Below are 22,527 nucleotides of genomic sequence, written 5' to 3' on the forward strand. Positions count from 1 at the left end.
ACTTGCGGGTTTAGCGACGACCCCAGGCGCCGCCGCCGGGTGTCTCGATTCGAATGCGCTCGCCGGCTTTGAGGTCGATATTGGTTTTGCCGGGTAAGCTGGTTCGTCGCGTGCCGCGCACCAGAATGTTTATCCCGGTCGCGCCCGGACCTCCGCCGGCGAGTCCGTATGGCGCGATCGTCCGCCGTTCGGTGAGCAAGCTTACGTTCGAATCGGCCAGGCACTCGAGTTCACGAATCAGTCCGTCGCCGCCACGCGCGCGGCCACGGCCGCCGGAGCCGCGCCGGATTCGATACTCGGTGATCCGCATCGGGTAGTAGGCCTCGAGCGCCTCGATCGGCGTGTTGAGCGTGTTGGTCATGTGAGTCTGGATGCCCGACACGCCGGGCCGGTTCTTCGCGGCGCCTGCGCCGCCAGCGATCGTTTCGTAGTAAGAAAAATGCCGGTCGCGAAATCGGTCGAAGCCGCCGACCGTGAGATTCGACATCGAGCCCGAGCTCGCCGCCGGGATTCGATTCGGCGCCGCCTTGGCGAGCGCGCGAAACAACACATCGACAATCCGCTGCGAAGTCTCGACGTTACCGCCCGCGACCGCTGCTGGAGCCAACGCATTGACAATCGAGCCAGGCGGCGCAATGAGCGTGATCGGGCGCATCAGGCCTTCGTTGGCGGGCACCGCCTCCGCCGCAAGGCATTTCATCACATAGAAAGTCGCGGACAGTGTGATCGCGAAATTCGCGTTGACCGAGCCGCGCACCTGAGGCGCGGACCCGGTGAAATCAACGACCGCCTTGCCGCCGCCAATTTTGATCGCGACGCGAATTGGAATCGGCCCCGTGCCGAATCCGTCGTCGTCGAGGTAATCCACCGCTCGGTAGGTTCCCGGCCGAAGCTCGCGGAGCGCCGCGATCATCAGGCGCTCCGCGTAATCCTTAAGCCCGTCCATCGCAGCTTCGACCGTCTTCCGTCCCGACGTTTTCACGATCGCCAACAACCGCTCGGCGCCGATCGACAACGCGGCAATCTGCGCGCGCAGATCGCCCTCGCGCTCTTCGCGAACTCGCGTGTTGGCAAGAAACAGTGTCATCACGTCGCGCGCGATCTCGCCGCCCGCGACAATTCTCACCGGCGGCAATCGAAAACCCTCCTGGTAAATTTCCGTCGCGAGCGCCATCGATCCCGGCGCAATCCCGCCGATATCCGCGTGATGTGCCCGGTTGGCGGCGTACGCAAACGGGCGGCGCTCGACCCCGATGAATACCGGCGCGACCAGCGTCAAGTCGGGCAGATGCGTTCCTCCCGCGAAGGGATCGTTCAATGCGGCGACGTCGCCGCGCCCGAGCTCGAGGTCCGAGATTGCCGCGCGCACCGAGAGCGGCGTCGAGCCGAGATGCACCGGAATGTGCGCGGCCTGTGCGACCAGCTCGCCGCGCGCGTCGAAAATCGCGCAGGAAAAATCGTGCCGCTCCTTGATGTTGGGCGAGAATGCCGTCTGTCCGAGCACGACGCCCATCTCGTCGGCAATCGCCGCAAGTCGATTGTTCATTACCGCCAGGGTGATCGAATCGAGCTTCATCGCGGCGCCTCCAGCTGCAGGTTGCCGAAGTCGTCCACACGCAAATTGAACTCCGGCGCGACGTACGCGGTGGAACTCAGCTCGACCACGACGAGCGGCCCGCGCAAGCGCGCGCCCGCGCCGAGCGAGTCTCGATCGTAAATCGGCACCGCGCGTTCACGTCCACCTACCAGCACTCGTCCGCTTGAGACCGGCACCGGCTTCCCGACCTGGCGCGCGAGGCGCTTTGGCTTGGCGGCGGATTCGCCCGCGACCGCGCGGATACGAATATTCACAACTTCGACGGCGGCACTCGTCGAGGAATGTCCGAAAGTTCTGCGATGCGTCGAATGGAAGTCGGCGATGAATCGTGGGGTGAGCGCGATTTCGAGTTCGTACGACTGCCCGCGATAGCGCATGTCGGCCCACAGCTCGTGACGAATTGCGCGCGCTCCCTCGGCCGCGAGCTCGCCCCGTGCGCGGCGGACCAGTCCCGAAGCGCGCGCGAGCAGACCTCGATAGGTCGGATTCGTCTCGCGCACCGTCAGCGAATACTCGCGGCCCAAGGGAGCGCTCGACGCTCCCCACGCACACAGAAGGCCGGGATTTCGCGGCATCACGATTCGCCGGATTCCCAAATCGAGCGCCAGTTCGCACGCATGCATCGGGCCGGCGCCGCCGAACGCCAGCAGCGCGAAGTCGCGCGGATCGTACCCGCGCTCAACTGTGATCACGCGAATCGCGCGTTCCATGTTCGCGTTGACGACGCGAATGATCCCGCGCGCCGCCGCGATCGGATTTGTTTTCATCTCGTGCGCGAGCCGCGACACGGCACGCTCGGCGCGGTCCGGGTAAAGCTTCATCTGGCCGCCCAGGAAATTCGCGGCGACCAATCTGCCAGCCACCAGGCCGGCATCGGTAACGGTGCACGATTCGCCGCGTCCGTAGCATGCGGGTCCGGGATTGGCGCCCGCGCTATCCGGCCCGACTCGCAGCGAGCCGCCTGCGTCGATTCGCGCGATCGAACCGCCGCCCGCGCCGACGGTGTGGATGTCGATCACGGGCGTGCGCACCGCGTAGCCGTCGGGATGACTGAGCGTGCGGATTCGCGCGCGGCGATCGAACAGCGACACGTCAGTCGAGGTCCCGCCCATGTCGAACGTGATGAAACGATCGGTGCCGAATGCGCGCGCCAGGCTCGCCGCTCCAATCACGCCCGCTGCGGGACCCGAGAGAATCGTCCGCACCGGCTCGGCGCGCGCCAGCTCGGTGCCGATCGCGCTGCCGTTGGATTGCATGACGCGAAGCCGCGCGCCTTCGAGACGGGTCTCCAGGTTTTTCAGATGCGACGACATCCGCGGCGCCACGTACGCATTCACGACGGCGGTCGAGAAGCGCTCGTATTCGCGATACTCGGCGAGAATCCGATGCGAGACCGAGAGCGGCCGTCCGAGCGGCGCCAGAGCGTGCGCGATCGACTCCTCGCCCTTCGGATTGGCGTACGAGTGAAGCAGGCAGATCGCGAATGCCTCTGCGCCGCTGCGCGCCGCGAGCCGGCAAATTCGCGCGAGCTCGCCGCGGCTCAGCGATTCGATGATGTTGCCGTCGAACAGGGTGCGCTCGGCGACGCCGAAGCGCATCGCGCGTTCGACGAGTGGCTCGGGCCGCGACGGTGCGAGCGCGTACAGGTCGTCGCGATTCTGGCGGCCGATTTCGATGAGGTCTTCGAAGCCTGCGTTGGTAAACAGGGCGACGCGCGCGCCTTTCCTCTCGAGCAGCGCGTTGGTCGCGACGGTGGAGCTGTAGGTCACGGACTCCGGCGCCGCATCGCTGCCCGCGAGCATCTCGCGCAGGCCGCGGATGACGGCGTCGGCGGGGTCGGTCGGTGTCGAGAGCACTTTGTGCACACGGATTTCATCGCAGATGATCGCGACGAGATCGGTGAACGTGCCCCCGGTGTCGATTCCGACCAGCATAGGACCGCCGCTCCGCCGTCTCACGGCGCTCGCAGCAGTATTTTGAAATTGAGCGGATTTTTCGTGGTTTCGAAGGCTGCCATGCCGTTTTCGTTGTCGAGCGCGAAGGTGCCATCGATCAGCGGGCGCGGATCGATTTTTCCTGCCGCGAGGGCGTCGAGCGCGGGCTGAAACCGGCCGCATCGCGAACCGATCACGCTGATTTCATTCACGACGATTGGCGCGAGGTTGATCTCGGCCGTCGCGGCCGCAGTGCTCTTGAGTATGATCTTTCCGCGTGGGCGGACCAGTTCGATTGCGCGCCGAAAACCGGATCCGTTTCCACTGCATTCGATCACAACGTCGAATCTGTCGCGAAGAGAGGATTCGTCGACGGTGTCGAGTCCGAGTTCAGCCAAGCGCGCGAGTTTCTCCTTATGATGGCCCGCTACAATCGGCAGATACTTCTCGCCCTTGAGCGCGAGCGCGACGAGCGCGCCGAGCCTGCCGTCGCCTAGCACTGCTATTGTCTGATTCCGCGCCAGGTGGACCTGCTCGAAGATCTCGTACGCCGCAGCGAGAGGCTCGGCGAATACCGCGATGTCGTCGGGAATCGAATCGGGAATCGGAATCAGGTTGATATCCGGCAGACGAAGGAATTCTGCAAAGGCGCCGTCGCGCCCGAGGATTCCGAGCACCGTGCGATTGGGACAATGGCGCGCTAGACCGGCGGAGCAGATCGCACATCGGCCGCATCCCGCATTGATCTCGCCAACGACGCGTTTTCCACGGAGCGCGGCGTTTTGCGACTCGACTACGCGGCCGGCGAATTCATGACCGGGCACTCCGCGAAATTGCATGTAGCCGCGCGCGATCTCGAGGTCGGTTCCGCAGATGCCGGCGACCGAGACGCGGACGATACTCTCGCCGGGTGTAGCAACGGGATCGGGATAGTCGTCGCGAAATGCCAGATTGCGATCGAATACCAGCGCGCGCATAAGGTGCGGTCGATTCAAACAAAAAAGCCGCAGGGTCTCTACCCTACGGCTTGACGAGCCTTACTATTTGGATGGAAAGAGAATCAGTCTGCGGCTTTGGCTGAGACTGATTTTTCGGACGACGGCTTGGACTTCGAAGACGGTTTCGATTCAGAGGACGACGACTTGGATTCTGCTGGCTTTGATTCGGCGGCTGGCTTTGACGACGAGTCGCTCGATGATGCTGTGGTACCGTTGGTTGCGGGGGTTGTTGGGGTCGATGCTGAGTCCGACTCGGTGCTGCTCGGGATGCTCTTTTTGGCGTAGTCGGTCGCGTACCATCCGCTGCCTTTCAGGATGAATGAGCCGCGCGAAATCTGGCGCTCGACCTTGCTCTTGCAGGTCGGGCATTTCTTGAGCGGGGCTTCCTTGATTCCCCGCATCGCTTCGAAAACGCCGCATTTGTTGCACTTGTATTCGTAGATTGGCATCTCAAAATCGAGGCTGCGAATCAAAACCCGCGCCTCACTACACTCTAGGTAACCATCTAACGCAACGCAGTCAATCGAAACGTGGATTTTTCGCTTTCGCTTCGCCTCAAATTCGTTGGCAGACCCTACTTCGGTTTGCTGATTTGTCTTAGTCGCGATGCGACCTTAGTGGGTTCGTGGGTCACGATTCGGATTGTTTTGCGGCGCGAGGTTTCGCCGCGGACTATCATCAGGGCTGAGCGCGGGACGCGCATTTCGGCGGCGAGATACTCGATCAGCTCGTCGTTTGCTTTGCCTTTGTCGGGACGCGAATGGACCGCGACTACCAGGCGATCACTACTCAACCCGATTACGCCGCGGCGGGAGGCGCCCGGGCGGGCGGTGACTTCGATTATCACTTCGTCGATGGCGACGCGCATCCAGGGCGAGTCTGACGCGGGCGGATTTCCGCCTGGACTCATGCGTAGGCGGGAATCAACGCGTGCACGACGCTCGGAATCACTACACGCTGAAAAAGCTGGATTACGAGAATCACGATCAGCGGTGAAAAATCTATGCCGCCGAAGATCACCGGGAGATGACCGCGGAACCAATCGAAGACTGGCTCCGTGATCGAATAGATGAAGCGGACGATCGGGTTGTACGGATTCGGCTCGATCCACGTCATCAGCGCCGAAATGATCACGACGTAGAAATAGAGCGTCAGCAAACCGTCGAGGGTCTGCGCGATGAAGACGATCAGGCTGGTCCAGGCGTACACGCGACCTCTCGCTAGTTGATTGCGCGGCCAAGCTCGCGCGAGCGATCGCTGGCGGCGTGCAGTGCGGCGCCAACGATATCAGAAAAGCCATGCTCGGCGAACCGGCGCAGGGCGGCCTCGGTGGTGCCGCCGGGCGAGGCGACGGCGCGGATCAAATCGGCGACCTCGCGCTTGGACTCGCGCATCAGCTGTTCGGCACCGCGAATCGTCTTCAGGGCCATCCGGAGGGCCAGCTCGCGCGGGATTCCCTCGCTGACTGCCGCATCCGCCATCGCCTTGGCGAACAGGTAAACGTAAGCGGGGCCGCTGCCCGAGAGGGCGGTGACGACGTCGAGCAGTTTTTCGTCCTTGAGCGCGACGGCGTCGCCGACCGCCCGGAAAATCCGCAGCGCGAACGCTTCATCGGCTGGCGTTGCGCTTCGCGCGCGCACCATCGCGGCCATCCCGTGACCGACCATCGCGGGTGCATTCGGCATCACGCGAATAACTCGCGCGCGCTTGCCGAGGCCGCCGGTCAGCCGCTCGATAGTTATGCCGGCAGCAATCGAAATGAACAGCTTGCCCTTGCCGGCAGCTTTTCCGCCGGGCTTCGACAGCGCGGCCGCTAGTTCCGCCATCACGGCGTCGATCGTTTGCGGCTTGACGGCGAGCAGCACGGCGGCGGACTCGCGCAGGACCTCGGTGTTGTCGTGGGTCGTTGCGACTTTGAGCGTGCGGGCGAGTTTGCGGCGGCGCTCGGGCGCCACGTCGGAGACGATAATGTCAGCGGGCTTGAAAACCTTGTGCTGGATAAGGCCGTGGGCGAGCGCCTCGGCCATGTTGCCGCCCCCGATGAATCCCAGTTTCCTCATTTGATGCGTTCGCCGAAGACCGCGCGTCCGATCCGCACGATCGTCGCACCTTCTTCGATAGCGACTTCGAAGTCGTCCGTCATTCCCATCGAGAGTTCGCTTAGCGCATAGCCGGATTGTATCGCAAGGCGATCGCGCAGCTCGCGCATCCGCACGAAGTACGGACGGGCGGCCTCGGCGCTGGCGGCGGGCGGCGGAATCGTCATCAGGCCGTCTATTTCTATTTTGCCGCGAGCGGCGTCAAGAATGGCGGCGACTCCATCGGGCGCGACGCCGCTCTTGCTCGCCTCGGCGCCGAGATTCACTTCGATGAGTGCGTGGACGCGCGGGGAAGGTTGCGCGCGCGCGAGAGCCTCGGCTAGGCGGACGGAATCGACGCTATGGATTAGAGCGAAAGCGCTAGCGGCAGTCTTGGCCTTGTTGGTTTGCAGATGGCCAATCAGATGCCATCGAATATCGGCCAGGTCCGCCAGCTCGGCGCGCTTCGCGATTGCCTCCTGCACGTAGTTCTCGCCGAAGTCGCGCGCGCCCGCATCCCATGCGGCCCGAATCGTGTCACACGGCTGCGTCTTGGTCGCGAGCACGAGCCGAATCGAGGCAGGATCGCGCTTCGCTTTGTAAGCAGCCGCGCCGATTCTTGCTCGCACGATCATCAGCCGCTCTTCGATCGCATGGTCAATCGGCATTTTGGCTAAACCTGCTTCACGCCCCATCGCGCCAGCGCCGCGACTACGTGCTCCGTCGGCAGGCCCATCACGTTGTCGCGCGATCCTTCGACGTGCGAGATGAATCCGCCGCCGATCCCCTGGATTCCGTAAGCGCCGGCCTTGTCGAACGGCTCATCAGTCGAGATGTAGTTTTCGATTTCGGCGTCGGCGAGTTTGCGAAACGTGACGCGGCTCTCGACCGGCAAACTCTCGAGGATTTTTCCGGCGCGCGCCAACGCAAAGGCGGTCACCACCGTGTGAGTGCGCGAGGAGAGGGTCGCGAGCATCCGGCGCGCCTCCGCGGCGTCGGCGGGTTTTTCCAGAATTTGATTCTCGCACACGACGATAGTGTCGGCGCCGATCACAATCGCGTTTGGGAACCGCGATGAAACCGCGATGGCCTTGTCGCGCGCCACTCGGAGCGCGTAGTCGCGCGCCGGCTCGCCCGCGACGTGCTTCTCGGGCACCCGACTCTCGATCACTTCGAAAGAAATTCCTGCTGCACCCAAAAGCTGGCGGCGCCGCGGAGACGCCGAGGCAAGAATCACTTTAGTTGAATCGACCATTTCCAATTGAAGCCGCCCCCACCATGCGCTAACCAAGATCAGATGATAGCGAAATGGTGGCGCGATGGCGCGCTGATGATTCTATGCGCAGCGCTGCTGGCGGGATGCGCGTCGGCGCCAGCGCGGGCAGATTCGGCGGCGTCGTCTCCGCAGGTTGGCGCGGCGGCGCAAATCCCTGCGCAGTCGTCGGCCGCTCCCGTAGCCGCCCCGAACGAGCCGCCCTCCGACGGGCAGACGGCGTTCCTCAACGGTTATCGCGCGTACCAGAATCACGATAATTCGCGCGCGATCGATCGACTGAAATTCGCCGCCGACAATTTTCCCGCGCTCGGCGACTATGCGCTCTACTACCTTGCGCTTGCGCAGCACAACCAGGGCGATCTGAACGGTTCGGCGGAAACGCTCGATCGTCTCGTGAGGTTGTATCCGGATAGCGTGACGATCGATCGCGGCGAGCTGATGCTGGCGGAAAACCTGCTGAAGCTTGGCCGCAACGCGGAGGCCTCCGAGGTTGCATCGCGACTGATTGCGCTGAATCCAGAAGCGTCTATCGAGCAGGGTGCGCGCATCGCGGAGGCCCGGGCACTTGTGGCGCTCGGCAATCCGAAGGCGGCGTATTCGCAACTTATGGAACTGCGCGACAAGTATCCGCGCTCCGACGCGGACGCCGATGCGCGCGCGCTTGTTCATTCGATTCTCGCGTCGAACCCCGAAGTCGCCGACACGAATTCGCTCAAATACCATCGCGACGAGTCCCAGTTGCTGCTCCGCGAGGGCGCTTTGTCCGAGGCGGAAGAGCAGGCAACCGCGGGACTCGCGATGAGCCCCGAGCCGGCGGTTCGCGCGGAACTGGTTTGGGTGACGGCGCGGGCGCTGAAGCGGGAGCCCGACCGCGCCAAGCGCGCGATCCTCGAGTATCTGCAAATCGCGCCGCGCGGACCGGACGCGGCTGCGGCGCTGGAGGCCCTGGCGCTAATCTATTGGCACGACGATCAAGACGATCTCGCGCGTGCGACGTTCAATCGGCTCGTCGCGAATTTTCCGGGCAGCGAGCTCGCGCCCGGTGCGATGCTCCGTGTCGGCAGGATTTTCGAAGAACTGCATAAGCTCGATTCGGCCCGCGCGCAATACCGGCGGCTGGCTGCGCGCTATCCGAGCAGCGACGCCGCCGAGGACGCGCGGTTCCGGATACCGTGGACGTTGTACGCGGCGCGTAACTACCGCGTCGCGGCGGCGGGCTTCCAGAGCGCGGGCGCGCGCGCTAAGGATCCGACCAATCGCGACATGTGCGAGTACTGGCGTGCGCGGGCGCTGGAAAATGCTGGTGATGCCAGCGGCGCTCGCGCAATTTTCGAGCAGCTCGCCGACAGCACCGACAGCAACTACTATCCCGAGCTCGCGAGCCGTCGCGTCGCTGCGAGCAGCCCGGATCTTCCGGCGGCGTCGGCGCCGGATCCTCAATCCGGCGCAACGCCTGCTGTCAGCGGAGTCGCCGAGTACCACCTGGAGAGGCTGCAAACGCTGCGCGCGCTGGGATTGAAGGAACTTGAGCCCGGGGAGCTGAAGGCGCTCGAGGAACATGCGGACGGCACGATCGAGATGCGGCGATTCGTGCTGGCTGGATTTGCGCGCGCGGATGCGTGGTATGACGCGATCGTCGCGGCGACGCACATGGAAAAAAGCGGGCAGATGAGCCATGCCGTGGCCGAGCGGGTGCGCTATCCGCGCGCGTACTGGGATCTTTTTTCGTCCGCGTCCACGCGGCTCGCGCTCGATCCTTACCTGGTGCTCGCGCTGGCGCGGCAGGAAAGCCTGTTCAATCCGAATGCGACCTCGAGTTCCAACGCGCGCGGGCTGATGCAGTTGATTCCCTCGACGGCGAGGAAGATGGCGACTGAGCGTGGTTTGGATACTGAAAAAGTCCGGCTTTACGATCCGTCGGTCAACGTCGAGCTGGGGACGGCATATCTGAAAAATCTGTTCGAGATGTTTGGCGGCAACCCGTTTCGCGCGGTCGCGGCGTATAACGCCGGCGAGAACGCGGTGTCGAAGTGGGTCGCGCAATCTCCCGGCCCCGACGACGAGTGGGTCGAAAATATCGCGTACAAAGAGACGCGCGACTATGTGAAGAAAGTGATCGGAGGGCGGCGTGAGTACATTCTGTTGTATCGGCCGAGTCCGTAGCGCGCGCTTGACAGTTCGCGCGGCATCTCTACACACTCCGGTTGGGAAGCTCGAGGAATTTTGGCATCGCGCGAATTCAAGGCGGTCTTTTTCGATCTCGACGGCACGCTGGTCGATATCCACGGGCCGTTGTATATCGCGGCGAAAAACGCGCTCGACGAGCTCGGGCACGATCCGCCGCTGACGCATGAGCGGTTTCGCGAGGCGCTTTCCGCCGACGACGTGTGGCTCGGAGTGCCGGAGCATCTGAGGCCCGAGTACGCGAAGCTTGCATACGCATACTTTCTCGCGGAGATCGACAAGACCGAGCGGCTCGAAGTGCTGCCGCACGTGCAGGATACTCTCGCCGAGCTGAAGCGGCGCGGCTATGCGACGGGCGTGATCACGAGCCGGCCGGGCGACGCGCAGCGGCTGGTCGAGAAGCTCGCGATGGTCGGGATCGCGTCGTACCTGGACCACGTCGTGACGCAGACGACGACTTCGCTGCGTGCGCTCGACAAGACGGACAGCCTGAAACAGACAGCCCTGAGGGCGGCGATATTGCCGCACGCGTGCATGTACGTCGGCGACGAGCCGCGCGACATCATGGCTGCGATGGGGGCGGGATTCGGCGCGTCGGTCGCGGTCGCCACGGGCGCGGCATCGTTCAAATATCTGCAGACGCATGCGCAGTTCAAGCCCGACTACGTGCTGCGCACGATGGCGGAACTGATCGACCTAATCGACAGTATGAAAGTGGAGCGGGTCGAGTAGCGATGGCGCGCTTTCAGCAATACGAAGAGCCGCCGCGCGCGCTCGAAGGGCTAAAGGTCGTCGAGTTGCCGAGCCTCGACACGATGCCGTTCATGGCGGCGTCGATGGCGGCGAAATCGTTTGCAGATTTCGGCGCCGAGGTCCTCAAGGTCGAGCCGCCGCGGACGGGATCGAAGGAACGCGCGCTGGGACCGTTTCGCGACGAGATGCCCGATCCTGAAACCGGCGGGCTGCATCTGTATCTCAACACCAACAAGCTCAGCGTGACGATCGACGTGGAAAAGCCGCGCGGGCGCGACTTGATATTCGATCTGCTCGCGCCGGCGGACATTGTCTTAAATCCGAATCGTCCAGAAGTGAACGAGAAGGCGGGGCTCGACTGGCGCACGCTCACCACGCGATTTCCGAAACTGATCGTCGTATCGATAACTTTTTTTGGCGCCGAATCGGCCTACAAGAATCTGCGCGGCGGCGACCTCGTCGCCACGCACATGAGCGGCGTCGGCTACGAGACGCCGTGGCATCAGGTGACGGATCCCGAAAACCAGCCGCCGCTGAAGCTCGGTGGCAGGCAATCTGACTATTTGACTGGCTATACAGCGGCGGCCGCCGCGATGTGCGCACTGTATAGTCGAAAGAGTAATGGCGCGGGGCAGCATGTCGACGTCGGGCAGTGGCTCTCGACGATCAGCATGATTCGCCCGAACATCGGGTTTTACTCGCACGAACTGCGCGATTCCGCTTCGTTTCAGCGGCTCCTGACCCGCCGCAAGACCGCTGGGCAGTGGGTTTTCCCGTGCAAGGACGGGTGGGTGAGCTTCAGCGCGGGCACCGATCGCTTCTGGCGCGGTGCGAAGAAGGCGATGGGCAATCCTGAGTGGATGGATACCGAGCTGTTCGACACGATTTTGGGGCGCGTCGCGAATATCGATGCGATCGAGGCCGGAGTAGTGGACTGGCTATCTACACAGACGCGAACTGAGGCGTTCGAGAAGGCGCAAGCGGAACACGTCCCGTGCTTCCCGGTGCATTCGCCGGCCGAAGTCGCGGGCAACCAGCAATACAAGGCGCGCAAATTTTTCATCGACCTTGACCATCCCGCGGCTCGCGAAGTGCGGATGCCTGGCGCGCCGTGCAAGTTCTCGCGCACGCCGTGGCGAATCGTGCGCGGAGCGCCGCGGCTGGGCGAGCACAATCAAAAGATACTTGGCGAGAGACTAGGGCGGTCGAATGCGGAGCTCGCGTCACTGGCGGAGGCGGGGATCATCTGATGGGAACGCGGCCGCTGGAAGGAATTCGCGTCGCGGATTTCGGATGGATCTACGCCGTGCCGCACGCAACCGCGTGGCTGGGTGCTCTGGGAGCCGACGTGATCAGGATCGAGACTTCGGGTGCGCCTGACCTGGTGCGATTTCTGACCGGCACCGACGGAGCGATCGGCGCCAACCGCAGCGGAGTATTCCACGCGATCAATTCGTCGCGCCGCAGTCTCGCACTGAATCTTGCGATGCCCAAGGCGCAGGAAATCGCGCGCAAGATAATCCGGCGGAGCGATTTCGTCACCGAAAATTTCACCGTAGGCAACATGGCGAAATACAATCTCGCCTACAGCGATCTGGTGAAGATCAAACCCGACATCATCATGTTGAGCGGCACTCCGCTTGGGCAGGACGGTCCGTTCGCGCAGACCGTGGGCTTCGGGCCGACGACGCAGGCCTTTGCCGGGCTGTGCCATATCACGGGTTATCCAGATTCGTTTCCGTGCGGAATTGGAGGAACCTGGCCGGACTTCGCGGTGGGGACCGGCATGGTGTTTTTTCTGCTGGCGGCGCTGCACTACCGCGACCGGACGGGGCAGGGACAGTACCTTGACCTGTCGATGGCCGAGATGGTGACGACGATGATGCCCGAAGCGATGATGGATTTTCTGATGAATGGGCGCGACCAGGCGGCAATAGGAAATCGCGACGAGTCGATGGCGCCACATGGCGTGTTTCCCGCGGCGGGCGACGACAAGTGGATCGCGATTGCGATTGCCACCGACGCCGAGTTCGCGCAACTGTGCGAGGCATTGAGCGTGCCGTCGATGGCGTCGGATGCGAAATTCGCGCGGCTTTTCGGACGTCTCGCCAATGTTGAGGAACTCGAGCGTGAAATCGCAGCGCGTACCCGCGTGCATCAGCGCGATGAACTGGTGGCGAAACTGCGCGCGCGCGGTCTCGCCGCGGGGCCGGTCTATAGCACGCCCGAGTTGATGAAGGATCCCGTCTTTTCGGAGTCGAGCATGCTGGTTAATTTGAAGCATGGCGAAGTCGGCGAGCGCGTCGTGCCCGGACTGCCGGTGCGGTTCAGCGAGATCGATCTCGAGTATCGCGGCGCGCCGATGATCGGCGAGCATACCGATGAGGTGATGAACGAGTTGCTCGGATACAGCGCTGAGGAAATCGCGCGGCTCAAGGAAGCGAAGGTGCTGATTTAGCGATGGCAGAAGCAGGCGCAATTGCAGGTGGCGGCGGCGCGCGGCCGGGGGCGGTGGCGGTTTGGATTCAGGCGATTCGGGCGCCATCGCTGAGTGCGGCTGCGATTCCGGTGCTGCTGGGAGTCGCGGTTGCGGCGCGGGCGGGATTTTTCTCGGCGGGGCGGATGGCTCTCGCGCTCGTGGGAGCGATGGCGATACAGGCCGGCACCAATCTTGTCAACGACTACTACGATTTCCGCAGCGGCGCCGACAGCGAACAATCGCTCGGCCCGAGTATGGTGATTCAGCGCGGCCTGCTGAGCGCCGATCAAGTCTGGCGCGGCGGAATTGCGGCATTTGCTCTCGGCGCGCTGATGGGCCTGGTGCTCGTTTACCAGTGCGGGTGGCCGATTCTCGCGATCGGAATTCCGAGCGTCGCCGCCGGCTACTTCTACACCGCAAGTCCGGTGTCGCTCGCGTACGTGGCGCTGGGCGAGTTGACGGTCTTCATGTTCATGGGGCCGGCGATCGTGATGGGCGCTTACTTCGTGATGGCGATGCATTTTTCGTCGTCGGCGCTGTGGGCTTCGATACCGCTGGGCTTTCTGGTCGCGGGAATTCTGCACGCCAACAATATCCGCGACATCGAGAGCGACACGCGCCACGGCAAGCGGACGCTCGCAACGATGTTGGGACGCACGGGCGCGAACTATGAACTGATCGCGCTGGATGTAGCGGCCTACGTGGCGACGATCGTGGCGATTATCTCGCATGCGATTCCGTGGATTGCGCTGGTTGTGCTTGTCACGATCCCGCGTGCACTCGATCAGATCCGGATCATGACGCGCGAGAATGAGCCGAAAAAGCTTAATCTCGGGCTGTTTCGATCGATCCAGCTTCACATGGAGTTCGGGTTGCTGATGATCGCGGCATTTCTCGTCGCCGCGTTCGCAGGATGGTGACGGCTATTTTGTCAGAATTCCCTTCGGCGGTGACGAGGCGAACTCCGCCTTGAGGGCGTTGTAGCTCTTTAGATCGTCCATCGTGCGGAAGTACCCTGTGTGGACGTAGCCGAATACCGGTTGCGCGTTGGCTACCATCGGGGCGAACAGCCCGTTCATTAAGCTCCAGGGAGGACGGGCCGGAATCAAGTCGAAGACTGCGGGCTCGGCGACTATCACGCCGCAATACATGAATGGGGAGAGCGTGGTGGCGACTTTGGCGTCGAGGGCTGGCGGGTAGTCGTCGTATTTGAGCGGGTCGCGCCCCATCAGCAGGCGCATGCGGCGGAGTTTCTGGCTCGCGTCTATTTCGAGGCGGCTGTAGTAGTCGAGATTGGCCGGGTGGAACAGCGCGATGGTCGCGAGTGCGGCATGGTCGCGATGGAACGCGAGCATCGCGCGGAGATCGAGGTCGAGGATCGTGTCGCTGTTCGCGATCACGAACGTGTCGCCACTGAGAAAATCGCGCAGGCCGTTCAGCGGGCCGCCTGTGCCTAGTAAGACCGGCTCGGGTGCGTACGCGATGCGCAGGCCGAGTTGCGATCCGTCGCCGAGTCCGCGCTGAATTACAGACGCCAGGTGATGCACGTTGATTGCGACCTCAGTGATGGAGCCACGGCGCAGCATCGCGAGCGGATAATGGATCAGCGGCCGGCCGCCTAGTTCGAGCATCGGCTTTGGCGTTACATCAGTCAGCGGGCGAAGCCGTTCGCCCATCCCGGCCGCGAGTACCAATGCCTTCATGGCATCAGCGCGGCTGAGAGTTTGGGAAAGTCGGCGCGCATCTCGGCGAGCATCCGGCGCGCCTCTGCGAGCACGTGCGGAATGTAGGGACGATAGCCGGTCTTGCCGCTCCGCTCGAACATTTCAAAGCGCCCGATCATCTTGAGCGCATGCTGCAGAACGCAGAGGTGATAGCTCGTCATGAATTCCGCGGCGTCGAGCGCGTGCGCGCCACGGCGCACGAGTCCGGCGCAATAGAAGTCCAGGATGCGGCGCTCGATGTTGAGCGTGATGACTTCGCCGGTGTCGCGCGTCGTCAGGAGCACGGCAAGGTCTTGCGCGGCGGGCGCCATCAGCGCGTCCTGGAAATCTATGATGCGAATTCGCGGACCATCCTGGATGAATAGATTTTCGCGGTGGTAGTCGCGATGGGAGAACACGCGCGGAAAGCGATCGAGCCGCGCGGCGAGCCGCGTCAGCTCGGACGCGATGGGAGAAAAATCGGCGCCGGGTGCGACGGCAGCGAGGCCGACTTCCGCAAATTCCTTGAGCTCCCATTCGAACAGGCGGCCGGTGTAGGCAATCTCCCGCGCGATACATCGAGAGTCGATTCGCGCGGTGCCGTCGACGTGCAAGCGGAGCAGTTCGGTGGTGGCGAGCCGGAACAGGTCGGCGGTGTCGGCGCCAGGACTGCGGACGGCGTCGAGCAGGGAAATGGTGCCGACGTCCTCGACCAGTATCGCCCGCCGCGCGGGGTCCGCGTCGTAGAGCGCGGGGACGGGCGCGCCGATCGACGCGAGGAAGCGATGCACGTTGAGCCAGGGTGGCTCGGAGATTGGCGTTGCGAGAAGATTCAGCACGCGGACGTAGCGGGGCAGGTCGTCGGGACCAAGATCGACGAGGATGGCGGTGGGTGGGGCGGCGGCTTCGCCGCGCGTCGCTATCGCGACGCGCCAGAAGCGCCGGCTCGAGAGATCGCCGCGCAGCGCGGCGATCTCTTCGACCCGTGCGCGCGGCCATCGCCGCGCGATGGCCTGTGCTGCCCATGCCAGGAACGCGCCGCTGTCATCCATCGGAGATGGATTCTAGCGGCGCGGGTATGCCTGCGCGAGTGTGGCTCGCGCAAGTTAAAACCGGCGCGGCCAGGAAGGCCGCGCTGTTTGTTGCTTTACCCAGCCGCGCGAATCGCGCGGCTTTCTTCACGCAACCACGCCTCTGTCAGTCGCCGCCTACCGCGTGGCCGCCCTCGGCCGCACGCGCCATCTGATCGGCAGTGAACCAACTGCGATCAACTGAGCCCATGTTGATGAACCATGAGTCGCGTGAGGGCGCGGACTGCGACGGGTGGTAGCAGACGGTGGCGAATCCACTCTGCACGTTGATGCTCGAGGAGCCGGACTGAAACTCGCGCTTGAATGGATAGATCGCGATTTTGGCGTCGGGCTCGGAGCGATCCGCATAGTGCATCCACGACGTGTAGTTGACGAACAGCTCGCCGCCGCGATCGTACATGTCGTTCGACATCACGAAGTCCGCTTCAGAATCGATGTACATGACTTCGTGATTGTACAGCGAGTTGAAGCGGCCGGGACGCGGACGACCCTCAATGATGAAATCATGCCGCAGTTGCCAGTTGTCGGGGCAATGGCTCGCGCCGCCGTCGGTCGGGCATCGCACGTCAGGCACCTTTGCTATGTTGATTGCCCCGAGCATCGTCTTCTCGCCCAGCAGCTTCCAATCGTAGTTCTCGTTCTTGCCGCTGAAGCCCTCGTAATGATTTGGGTCGTATGCCTGCGGTCCGCTTGCCGTGTCGAGAATGGCGTAGTTAAGGCGGCGCACGCGGCGAGCGCCGGGTGTCCACGTCCAAGCGGCGTCCTGGATACTAGGATCGGCGTAGCGGAACTTGATCAATCCGGTTCCACGGTCAGACTGTGGCGCGAGCACGGGGTACAGGAGTCCGAGAAAGTAGCGGCCGGTCGCCTTGAAGTCGGGATCGACCGGCATCGGATCGACTTCGGTGCGTCCGACTTCGTTGTAGCCGGCGTAGTGCCCGACTTCGATATCAGTGATTTCGCGGAAGGGCGCGTTTTTGCCCCAGTACACGCTGTCGCAGTCGAACCAGCGGAGATCGTACTCGTCGCTGGAGATCGGGCGGAACGACACATTCCACATCACCTTGGTGCCGGCGTCAGGATCGTTCGCGTCCACGATCGGGAACGGCTCGCCGGCGACGTAGCCGATCAGGCTGCGACGGTCAGGCGTCAGCCGGACCTGGCTCGAGTACTTCTCCGTCGCATCCTTATACGGCGGCGGCCAGTCGATACGCTCGGTCGGCACGACCTTGATCGTCATCCCGTGCAGTACGCGCAGGTACTGTCCCGGAGAGACGAGATCCTGTACTTTCGAGGCGTTGTCAGGGGTAATGAAGTCACCCGGTTGCACCTGGGCCGATGCCGGCGCGCTGGAAATCAAGGCCACAAGCAGCGACGCAGTGAGAGTTCCTACGTACCGAGTTCCCAATCCGATTGCGCGATTCATGTCGACTCCTTCTTTCGGCAAATGACTGCCGGCGTCTGGAATTAAGTCCCGCAACAATCTCTTAATGTTCTACCGGTCATTAGTCTTACGGCTCGAAATCGTCAATAGCAATAATGATCGAAAATCGCGGGTAGGCAGAATTGCTTCGTTTATTTCACGATTTTGGCCATTTTTTAGCTGGCTCGACTGGCGGGCCTGTTCAGTCAGGGCGGTCGCATCCAAATAATTCAGGCTTGCAGAGCCTTTCCAGCTAATATTTGAGGAAAGGCATCTGGAGATACTCGCACGCGTGTGGCACTCGCGGTAAGCACTGGCGGTCGGCGGCCCGCCCGTCTGAATGATCGCTGGATGATCGAAGATCGTTCCAAAAGACGCGCTCATCGGGTATTCATATGAGTATCGGAAGAGCTTCTGGGCGGAGCGAGAATGACAACCTGGTATCCCGTGGCTGTGACCCTGCTTGTCGCCGGTGTGATCGTCGGCGTCATGTGCACGATCAATATGATCCTCGGGCCCAAGCGTCCCAGTGAGATCAAGAGCGAGGCCTTCGAATGCGGTAACCCTCCCAGCGGCTCGGCGTGGGGGCGGTTCTCGGTGCGCTTCTACCTGACGGCGATCCTGTTTCTGCTCTTCGACGTCGAGGTGATTTTTCTGTATCCATGGGCGGTCGAGTTGCGGCACCTGGGAATGTTCGGCTTCGTCGAGGCGCTAATCTTCATAGGGATTCTCGCCGTCGGGTTGCTCTACGCATGGCAGCGCGGCGCGCTCGATTGGGACTGACAGCGAACGATGTTGATAGAAAAAATTAAAGCGCGCTTCGGCGCGGAAATTCTCAGCGCGCAAAATGAGCGCGACGAGGAGACTTTCACAATCGATCGCGAACGCGCCTACGATTTTTTCCGCGCGCTGCGCGACGAGCCTGATTTCGATTTTAATTTCCTGACCGATTTGACCGCCGTCGATTGGCTCGAGCGCAAACCGCGCTTCGACGTTGTCTATCAACTGAACTCGCTCAACCTTGCCCATCGCATCCGCGTCAAGATTGGCGTTGATGGCACCGAGCCGTGGGTGAGCAGCGTCGTCGGAGTGTGGGGCGCGGCGGACTGGCTCGAGCGCGAATGCTTCGACATGTTCGGCATTGACTTCAAGGGGCATCCCGATTTGCGGCGCATTCTTATGTACGATTCGTTCGAGGGGCATCCGCTGCGCAAGGACTACCACTACAACAAACGCCAACCGATCGTCCCGGAGATCGATCCGGTCGTGAATCCGATTCGCTCCTCGCGCTGACTACACGACTCGATACAAACCATGTCACTGCCCGTTCGCTGGAAAGATAAAATCGTGACGTCGGATCCATCCGACGAGATCATGGAACTGCAGATGGGCCCGTCGCATCCCGCGTCTCACGGCACCATCAAGTTCAACCTCAAGCTCGACGGCGAGCGGATCGTCGATTGCGACGTCGAGGTCGGGTTTCTGCATCGCGGATTCGAAAAGATGTGCGAGCAGGGCACGTGGACGCAATGCTTTCCTTACACAGACCGGCTGAATTACGCATCGCCGTGCATCAACAATGTCGGCTTCGCGCTCGCGGTCGAGCGCCTGCTCGGCGTCGACACGACCGAGCGATGCAAGTACGTGCGCATGATCATGAGCGAAGTCGCGCGCATCGCCGATCACCTGACGTGCCTCGGGATGGCGTCGAGCGAGGTCGGCGCGACGACGGTTGCATTCTACATGCTTGAGGCGCGCGAGTTTCTCTACGACTTGATCGAAGCTGTCACCGGCGCGCGACTCACCGTGACGTGGTGCAGAGTTGGCGGCATGACACACGACCTGCCCGCGGACTTCGCGGAGCGGATGAAGGCTTCATTCACGCGGCTCGACCAGGTTCTCAGCGATTGCGACAAGCTGCTCTCGCGCAATCGCGTATTCATCGATCGGATGGCGGGAATCGGAAAATTTTCGAAGGAAGAGGCAATCTCGTACGGCCTGAGCGGTCCTCTCCTGCGTGCGGCGGGCGTGTCGTACGACGTTCGCAAGGCGCATCCGTACCTGGGGTACGACAGGATGCAGTTCGAGGTGCCGGTGGGCGATCGCGGCGACAACTACGATCGCTTCAACGTGCGCTTCCAGGAGATGTACCAGTCCAAGCGCATCATCGAGCAGGCGCTCGCGGCGCTGCCCGAAGGTCCCGTCACGATCACCGATCCCAAGGTAGTGCTGCCCGCGAAAGAGAAGGTGTACAACTCGATCGAAGGCCTGATGAACCACTTCAAGCTGATCATGGAGGGCATCCACGTGCCTGCGGGCGAGGTTTACCAGGCGGTCGAGGGCGCCAACGGCGAGTTGGGATTTTACGTCGTGAGCGACGGCAGCGGCCGGCCGTATCGAGTGCGCGTGCGGCCGCCGTGCTTTCTCGGCATGGGCGCGCTCAACAAGATGCTGATCGGCCGCATGATCCCGGACATCATCACGACGTTCGGAATGATCAACATGATCGGCGGCGAATGCGACCGCTAGCGCATCGTTACCTGCTCGCCGCCAATCGCAAACTTCTTCCTCACCAGCGTCGTCGAATCGAAAAAGAGAAACGGCGTCGGCATCGCGTCAGCCGGCCGGGGCTTGATTGCGAATCCAGGAACTTTGGGCAATCCGTCGGTCTGATCGATAATCGTCACGACGAACGGCGCGGGCGTCGCGAGCTTGAGCGTCAGGTCGAATCCGGCCGCCTGTGTGCGCAAGTTCCATCCGGTCCATCCGTCAGTGATGCGATCGCCAGGCGACTTGCTGTCGATCGAGGCGCCCAGCACGGTCACCCCTACCGGCACTGACATCCAAACGATCGATGCTTTGCGTGCCGACGCGATATGCATCTTCACCATGCGCGTGCCGGCAATTGTCGAGTCGTCGAGCACTTTGAGCTCCGGAGGCGGCGCGTTGATGAGGGACGCGTCGCCCTCGGTCGTTCGGCCGCGATTCAGATATGCGAAGTCGCGCGAGATGCTTGCGAGGTTGCTCTCCGGCGTGTCTTTGGTCGCGAGCCCGGCGAGCTTCGGCAGCCATCCGCCGCGCACGTGATGCTGGAAGAATTGCGAGGTAAAGGTGTCAGGCCGCGAATCCAGGCTGACCCATCGCGCAAGCTCGCGGTCGGAGTCGAGAAAATAAAAGATGCTGTCGGGATGTGGTTGAGATGCGTCGAACGAGCTGGCTGCGTTGCCCTTAAAGATCATTGCGATTGCGAGAAATCCAAGCACGCCAGGCAGGAGCCACCGGCGTCCGCTGGTCAGAAAGTCGAGGTACGGGATGAACAAGCCGAAGAGCAGGGCGGCGGTCATCGCGGAAATTACGAGGAAAAGGATCGTGCCGTCGGCGCTCGCAGCGAATAACGGGGAGAGCATCACTGTTCCCCGCACCAATGCGACCAACGCGGGAGAGGGGAGGACGCCGGTAGCGCCAGCGCGATAGCTCATCGCGAGCGTCGCGAACAGCAGCGGCCACGTGAAAAGGCAGCTGCCGCCGGGCATCACGATGCTTGTGGCGAGCATCATCAATGTCCAAACGAGGAGCGCGCCGGCGCCCAGGTTTTGCAGACGAAAGCGGCGGCCGATCACCTCGTACGCCACCCACAACGTGCCGAAAATCAGAGCATCCGCCGCGACCGAAAAGTAGAAACCGCCGTAGGTCGTGTGGACCGGCAGCATTCGCCAGCCAGCAAGCGCCGCCATCAGCCACCACACTCCGCGCGCCTCGGCGACCGAGACTGCGATTGCGAACACGTAGATCCCAAAACCGGCGACGATACCGCCGGCGCTAAATCTTCCGTCGCGGATTCCAATCCGGATCATGCCGGATAAAAGCATCGTCACGAGGATCGCAAGCGGAATCGCGAGCCGCGCCGAGTAGTGAATCAACCTGCCGCCGGCGACGAAAAAGACCGCGTCGCCGGTGCGCGGCGCGTTCAGATCAATCGAGCCGAACTGCCGCGCCATCGAGAGTGCGTACGTTCCCTGATGCTGCAGCGTGCGCTGATCGAGCAGGTCGGCGGCGTCGAGCGCGGTGTGATATCGCGTGATCCCATCGGCGGCCGCGAAGTTCATTCCTGCCATTCCGGCGTCAAGAAAAACCGTCAGATCGGTGTCATTGGGCAGCCGCTTGTACACGGCTTCGGCGGCAGAGGTCGCGTAAGGAAATGGCGCCGCGGCCGCGAGCTGATCGACCAGCCACGAATCGCGCGCGCTGGTCTGGAACATCATCGACGGTCCGTAGTCGCCGCGCATCTCGAAGTTCAGCACGACCTTGATGTTGCGGAGCGCCGGGTACGTTTCGACAAACCCTTTTGCGCCGAGCAGGCCTAGCTCCTCGCCGTCGGTGAACAGCACGATGAGATCGTTGCGCAGCGGGGCCGCGCCGGCCTTGAGCGCGCGAACCGTCTCCAGGATTGCGGCGACCGAAGCCGCGTCGTCGCCCGCGCCGGGGCCGCTCGGTACCGAGTCGTAGTGCGCGACGATCATCACGGCGCCGGTCGGGTTCGTGCCAGGAATCTTCATGACGAGGTTGTTCACCTCCGCCCACGTGTCCGGTCCAAATCGACGGTGCCGGGCGACGGTCATGGTCTGCACTTCGGGATTCGCGCCGAGTTCTCGCAAGCGCCCGATGAGGTACTCGCGCACTCGATCGTTCTCGGCCGAGCCGAGTGCGTGCGGCTTCTTCGCGATTTCGCGCACATCGCGGGTGGCCCGCGCCGCGGAGAATTCTGTTGCGGGCGCGTTCTCATCGACGGCGGGTGGGGGCTCGATGCTGCGGATCGCGAGCAGTCCGAGCAGGATCAGCAGCGCAAGCGTGATTGGCCCGGCGAGATGGCCTGAGCGGCGCGGTTCGTCCGTCAAGTGAGGAGTTCCTTCGCCATCTCAACGCCACTTATACGCGGATGCCGGCGCCGCGAACAATTGCGCGCCGCCCTTTGCGGCGCCGGTCCGCGTCGTTATCATCGAGCGTTGGAGCA

The 22,527-nt window shown here is 62.7% G+C and carries 22 protein-coding genes; 8 read left to right on the forward strand and 14 right to left on the reverse strand.

What is annotated here, in order from left to right; translation table 11 throughout:
* Nucleotides 1-10: 10 nt before the first annotated feature.
* From VJX68_RS13070 to VJX68_RS13110, 9 genes are all read right to left on the reverse strand, one after another.
* Nucleotides 11-1,576, reverse strand: coding sequence for a hydantoinase B/oxoprolinase family protein (locus VJX68_RS13070; protein WP_324096141.1), 1,566 nt, complete (start codon nucleotides 1,574-1,576; stop codon nucleotides 11-13).
* A complete protein-coding gene (locus VJX68_RS13075) occupies nucleotides 1,573-3,555 on the reverse strand; it encodes a hydantoinase/oxoprolinase family protein (RefSeq protein ID WP_324096142.1) in 1,983 nt (660 codons plus the stop codon). Before VJX68_RS13075 ends, VJX68_RS13070 begins: the two co-directional genes overlap by 4 nt.
* Nucleotides 3,552-4,526 carry an MDR/zinc-dependent alcohol dehydrogenase-like family protein gene (locus VJX68_RS13080; RefSeq protein ID WP_324096143.1) on the reverse strand — a complete coding sequence of 325 codons (975 nt, stop codon included), beginning with the start codon at nucleotides 4,524-4,526 and terminating at the stop codon, nucleotides 3,552-3,554. Before VJX68_RS13080 ends, VJX68_RS13075 begins: the two co-directional genes overlap by 4 nt.
* 65 nt (nucleotides 4,527-4,591) lie before the next feature.
* On the reverse strand, nucleotides 4,592-4,978 hold the full coding sequence (locus tag VJX68_RS13085; protein WP_324096144.1) for an FmdB family zinc ribbon protein: 387 nt from the start codon (nucleotides 4,976-4,978) through the stop codon (nucleotides 4,592-4,594).
* Nucleotides 4,979-5,103: 125 nt separating this feature from the next.
* The gene (locus VJX68_RS13090) at nucleotides 5,104-5,439 is read right to left on the reverse strand and encodes a DUF167 domain-containing protein (RefSeq protein WP_324096145.1); all 336 of its coding nucleotides are present in this window, start codon (nucleotides 5,437-5,439) and stop codon (nucleotides 5,104-5,106) included.
* Nucleotides 5,436-5,738, reverse strand: coding sequence for a YggT family protein (locus tag VJX68_RS13095; RefSeq protein WP_324096146.1), 303 nt, complete (start codon nucleotides 5,736-5,738; stop codon nucleotides 5,436-5,438). The genes VJX68_RS13090 and VJX68_RS13095 overlap by 4 nt, the downstream gene beginning before the upstream one ends.
* 11 nt (nucleotides 5,739-5,749) lie before the next feature.
* Nucleotides 5,750-6,589 (reverse strand): pyrroline-5-carboxylate reductase, encoded by an 840-nt coding sequence (proC, locus tag VJX68_RS13100; RefSeq protein WP_324096147.1) that lies wholly within the window; start codon nucleotides 6,587-6,589, stop codon nucleotides 5,750-5,752.
* Entirely contained in the window at nucleotides 6,586-7,275 is a 690-nt protein-coding gene (locus VJX68_RS13105) for a YggS family pyridoxal phosphate-dependent enzyme (protein ID WP_324096148.1), read from the reverse strand. The genes proC and VJX68_RS13105 overlap by 4 nt, the downstream gene beginning before the upstream one ends.
* A gap of 5 nt (nucleotides 7,276-7,280) precedes the next feature.
* Nucleotides 7,281-7,862 carry a Maf family protein gene (locus VJX68_RS13110; protein WP_324096149.1) on the reverse strand — a complete coding sequence of 194 codons (582 nt, stop codon included), beginning with the start codon at nucleotides 7,860-7,862 and terminating at the stop codon, nucleotides 7,281-7,283.
* A 42-nt stretch (nucleotides 7,863-7,904) separates the two neighbouring features.
* On the opposite strand from VJX68_RS13110, the gene VJX68_RS13115 reads away from it, so the two are divergent.
* Genes VJX68_RS13115 through menA form a run of 5 tightly spaced genes read left to right on the forward strand, consistent with a single transcriptional unit; the run spans nucleotide 7,905 to nucleotide 14,219 of the window.
* Entirely contained in the window at nucleotides 7,905-10,046 is a 2,142-nt protein-coding gene (locus tag VJX68_RS13115) for a transglycosylase SLT domain-containing protein (RefSeq protein ID WP_324096150.1), read from the forward strand.
* Between the two features lie 60 nt (nucleotides 10,047-10,106).
* The gene (locus tag VJX68_RS13120; protein ID WP_324096151.1) at nucleotides 10,107-10,799 is read left to right on the forward strand and encodes an HAD family hydrolase; all 693 of its coding nucleotides are present in this window, start codon (nucleotides 10,107-10,109) and stop codon (nucleotides 10,797-10,799) included.
* Nucleotides 10,800-10,801: 2 nt separating this feature from the next.
* Nucleotides 10,802-12,070: a CaiB/BaiF CoA transferase family protein gene (locus VJX68_RS13125; protein WP_324096152.1), complete on the forward strand. Its 1,269-nt coding sequence runs from the start codon at nucleotides 10,802-10,804 to the stop codon at nucleotides 12,068-12,070.
* Nucleotides 12,070-13,278 carry a CaiB/BaiF CoA transferase family protein gene (locus tag VJX68_RS13130; RefSeq protein ID WP_324096153.1) on the forward strand — a complete coding sequence of 403 codons (1,209 nt, stop codon included), beginning with the start codon at nucleotides 12,070-12,072 and terminating at the stop codon, nucleotides 13,276-13,278. Before VJX68_RS13125 ends, VJX68_RS13130 begins: the two co-directional genes overlap by 1 nt.
* Nucleotides 13,279-13,280: 2 nt before the next feature.
* The gene (gene menA, locus VJX68_RS13135) at nucleotides 13,281-14,219 is read left to right on the forward strand and encodes a 1,4-dihydroxy-2-naphthoate octaprenyltransferase (RefSeq protein WP_324096154.1); all 939 of its coding nucleotides are present in this window, start codon (nucleotides 13,281-13,283) and stop codon (nucleotides 14,217-14,219) included.
* A gap of 3 nt (nucleotides 14,220-14,222) precedes the next feature.
* On the opposite strand, the gene VJX68_RS13140 is transcribed toward menA, so the two are convergent.
* The 4 genes from VJX68_RS13140 to VJX68_RS13155 form a co-directional block, all read right to left on the reverse strand.
* Complete coding sequence (locus tag VJX68_RS13140) at nucleotides 14,223-15,002, reverse strand: nucleotidyltransferase family protein (RefSeq protein ID WP_324096155.1); 780 nt, start codon at nucleotides 15,000-15,002, stop codon at nucleotides 14,223-14,225.
* Nucleotides 14,999-16,054, reverse strand: coding sequence for a phosphotransferase (locus VJX68_RS13145; protein ID WP_324096156.1), 1,056 nt, complete (start codon nucleotides 16,052-16,054; stop codon nucleotides 14,999-15,001). The genes VJX68_RS13140 and VJX68_RS13145 overlap by 4 nt, the downstream gene beginning before the upstream one ends.
* Before the next feature lie 145 nt (nucleotides 16,055-16,199).
* Nucleotides 16,200-17,519 carry a DUF1329 domain-containing protein gene (locus tag VJX68_RS13150; protein ID WP_324096157.1) on the reverse strand — a complete coding sequence of 440 codons (1,320 nt, stop codon included), beginning with the start codon at nucleotides 17,517-17,519 and terminating at the stop codon, nucleotides 16,200-16,202.
* A 69-nt stretch (nucleotides 17,520-17,588) separates the two neighbouring features.
* The gene (locus VJX68_RS13155; RefSeq protein ID WP_324096158.1) at nucleotides 17,589-17,900 is read right to left on the reverse strand and encodes a hypothetical protein; all 312 of its coding nucleotides are present in this window, start codon (nucleotides 17,898-17,900) and stop codon (nucleotides 17,589-17,591) included.
* A 45-nt stretch (nucleotides 17,901-17,945) separates the two neighbouring features.
* Here VJX68_RS13155 and VJX68_RS13160 point away from each other — a divergent pair, with 45 nt between their 5' ends.
* Genes VJX68_RS13160 through VJX68_RS13170 form a run of 3 tightly spaced genes read left to right on the forward strand, consistent with a single transcriptional unit; the run spans nucleotide 17,946 to nucleotide 20,045 of the window.
* Nucleotides 17,946-18,299: an NADH-quinone oxidoreductase subunit A gene (locus VJX68_RS13160; RefSeq protein ID WP_324096159.1), complete on the forward strand. Its 354-nt coding sequence runs from the start codon at nucleotides 17,946-17,948 to the stop codon at nucleotides 18,297-18,299.
* A gap of 9 nt (nucleotides 18,300-18,308) precedes the next feature.
* Complete coding sequence (locus VJX68_RS13165; protein ID WP_324096160.1) at nucleotides 18,309-18,809, forward strand: NADH-quinone oxidoreductase subunit C; 501 nt, start codon at nucleotides 18,309-18,311, stop codon at nucleotides 18,807-18,809.
* Between the two features lie 21 nt (nucleotides 18,810-18,830).
* On the forward strand, nucleotides 18,831-20,045 hold the full coding sequence (locus VJX68_RS13170) for an NADH-quinone oxidoreductase subunit D (RefSeq protein ID WP_324096161.1): 1,215 nt from the start codon (nucleotides 18,831-18,833) through the stop codon (nucleotides 20,043-20,045).
* Here VJX68_RS13170 and VJX68_RS13175 read toward each other — a convergent pair.
* Nucleotides 20,042-22,411 carry a M20/M25/M40 family metallo-hydrolase gene (locus VJX68_RS13175; protein ID WP_324096163.1) on the reverse strand — a complete coding sequence of 790 codons (2,370 nt, stop codon included), beginning with the start codon at nucleotides 22,409-22,411 and terminating at the stop codon, nucleotides 20,042-20,044. The two genes, VJX68_RS13170 and VJX68_RS13175, sit on opposite strands and share 4 nt — an antisense overlap.
* Nucleotides 22,412-22,527 lie beyond the last annotated feature (116 nt).

This window comes from Binatus sp. (SeqCode), assembly GCF_035272065.1.
Lineage (GTDB): Bacteria > Desulfobacterota > Binatia > Binatales > Binataceae > Binatus.

Bases quoted from the DNA above. Each gene is read 5' to 3' on its own strand.
- VJX68_RS13110 (WP_324096149.1), bottom strand. From the start codon at position 7,862: ATGGTCGATTCAACTAAAGTGATTCTTGCCTCGGCGTCTCCGCGGCGC.
- VJX68_RS13155 (WP_324096158.1), bottom strand. From the start codon at position 17,900: ATGAGCGCGTCTTTTGGAACGATCTTCGATCATCCAGCGATCATTCAG.
- VJX68_RS13125 (WP_324096152.1), top strand. From the start codon at position 10,802: ATGGCGCGCTTTCAGCAATACGAAGAGCCGCCGCGCGCGCTCGAAGGG.
- VJX68_RS13090 (WP_324096145.1), bottom strand. From the start codon at position 5,439: ATGAGTCCAGGCGGAAATCCGCCCGCGTCAGACTCGCCCTGGATGCGC.
- VJX68_RS13115 (WP_324096150.1), top strand. From the start codon at position 7,905: ATGATAGCGAAATGGTGGCGCGATGGCGCGCTGATGATTCTATGCGCA.
- menA (WP_324096154.1), top strand. From the start codon at position 13,281: ATGGCAGAAGCAGGCGCAATTGCAGGTGGCGGCGGCGCGCGGCCGGGG.
- VJX68_RS13105 (WP_324096148.1), bottom strand. From the start codon at position 7,275: ATGCCGATTGACCATGCGATCGAAGAGCGGCTGATGATCGTGCGAGCA.
- VJX68_RS13145 (WP_324096156.1), bottom strand. From the start codon at position 16,054: ATGGATGACAGCGGCGCGTTCCTGGCATGGGCAGCACAGGCCATCGCG.
- VJX68_RS13150 (WP_324096157.1), bottom strand. From the start codon at position 17,519: ATGAATCGCGCAATCGGATTGGGAACTCGGTACGTAGGAACTCTCACT.
- VJX68_RS13140 (WP_324096155.1), bottom strand. From the start codon at position 15,002: ATGAAGGCATTGGTACTCGCGGCCGGGATGGGCGAACGGCTTCGCCCG.
- VJX68_RS13165 (WP_324096160.1), top strand. From the start codon at position 18,309: ATGTTGATAGAAAAAATTAAAGCGCGCTTCGGCGCGGAAATTCTCAGC.
- VJX68_RS13130 (WP_324096153.1), top strand. From the start codon at position 12,070: ATGGGAACGCGGCCGCTGGAAGGAATTCGCGTCGCGGATTTCGGATGG.
- proC (WP_324096147.1), bottom strand. From the start codon at position 6,589: ATGAGGAAACTGGGATTCATCGGGGGCGGCAACATGGCCGAGGCGCTC.
- VJX68_RS13070 (WP_324096141.1), bottom strand. From the start codon at position 1,576: ATGAAGCTCGATTCGATCACCCTGGCGGTAATGAACAATCGACTTGCG.
- VJX68_RS13085 (WP_324096144.1), bottom strand. From the start codon at position 4,978: ATGCCAATCTACGAATACAAGTGCAACAAATGCGGCGTTTTCGAAGCG.
- VJX68_RS13170 (WP_324096161.1), top strand. From the start codon at position 18,831: ATGTCACTGCCCGTTCGCTGGAAAGATAAAATCGTGACGTCGGATCCA.
- VJX68_RS13160 (WP_324096159.1), top strand. From the start codon at position 17,946: ATGACAACCTGGTATCCCGTGGCTGTGACCCTGCTTGTCGCCGGTGTG.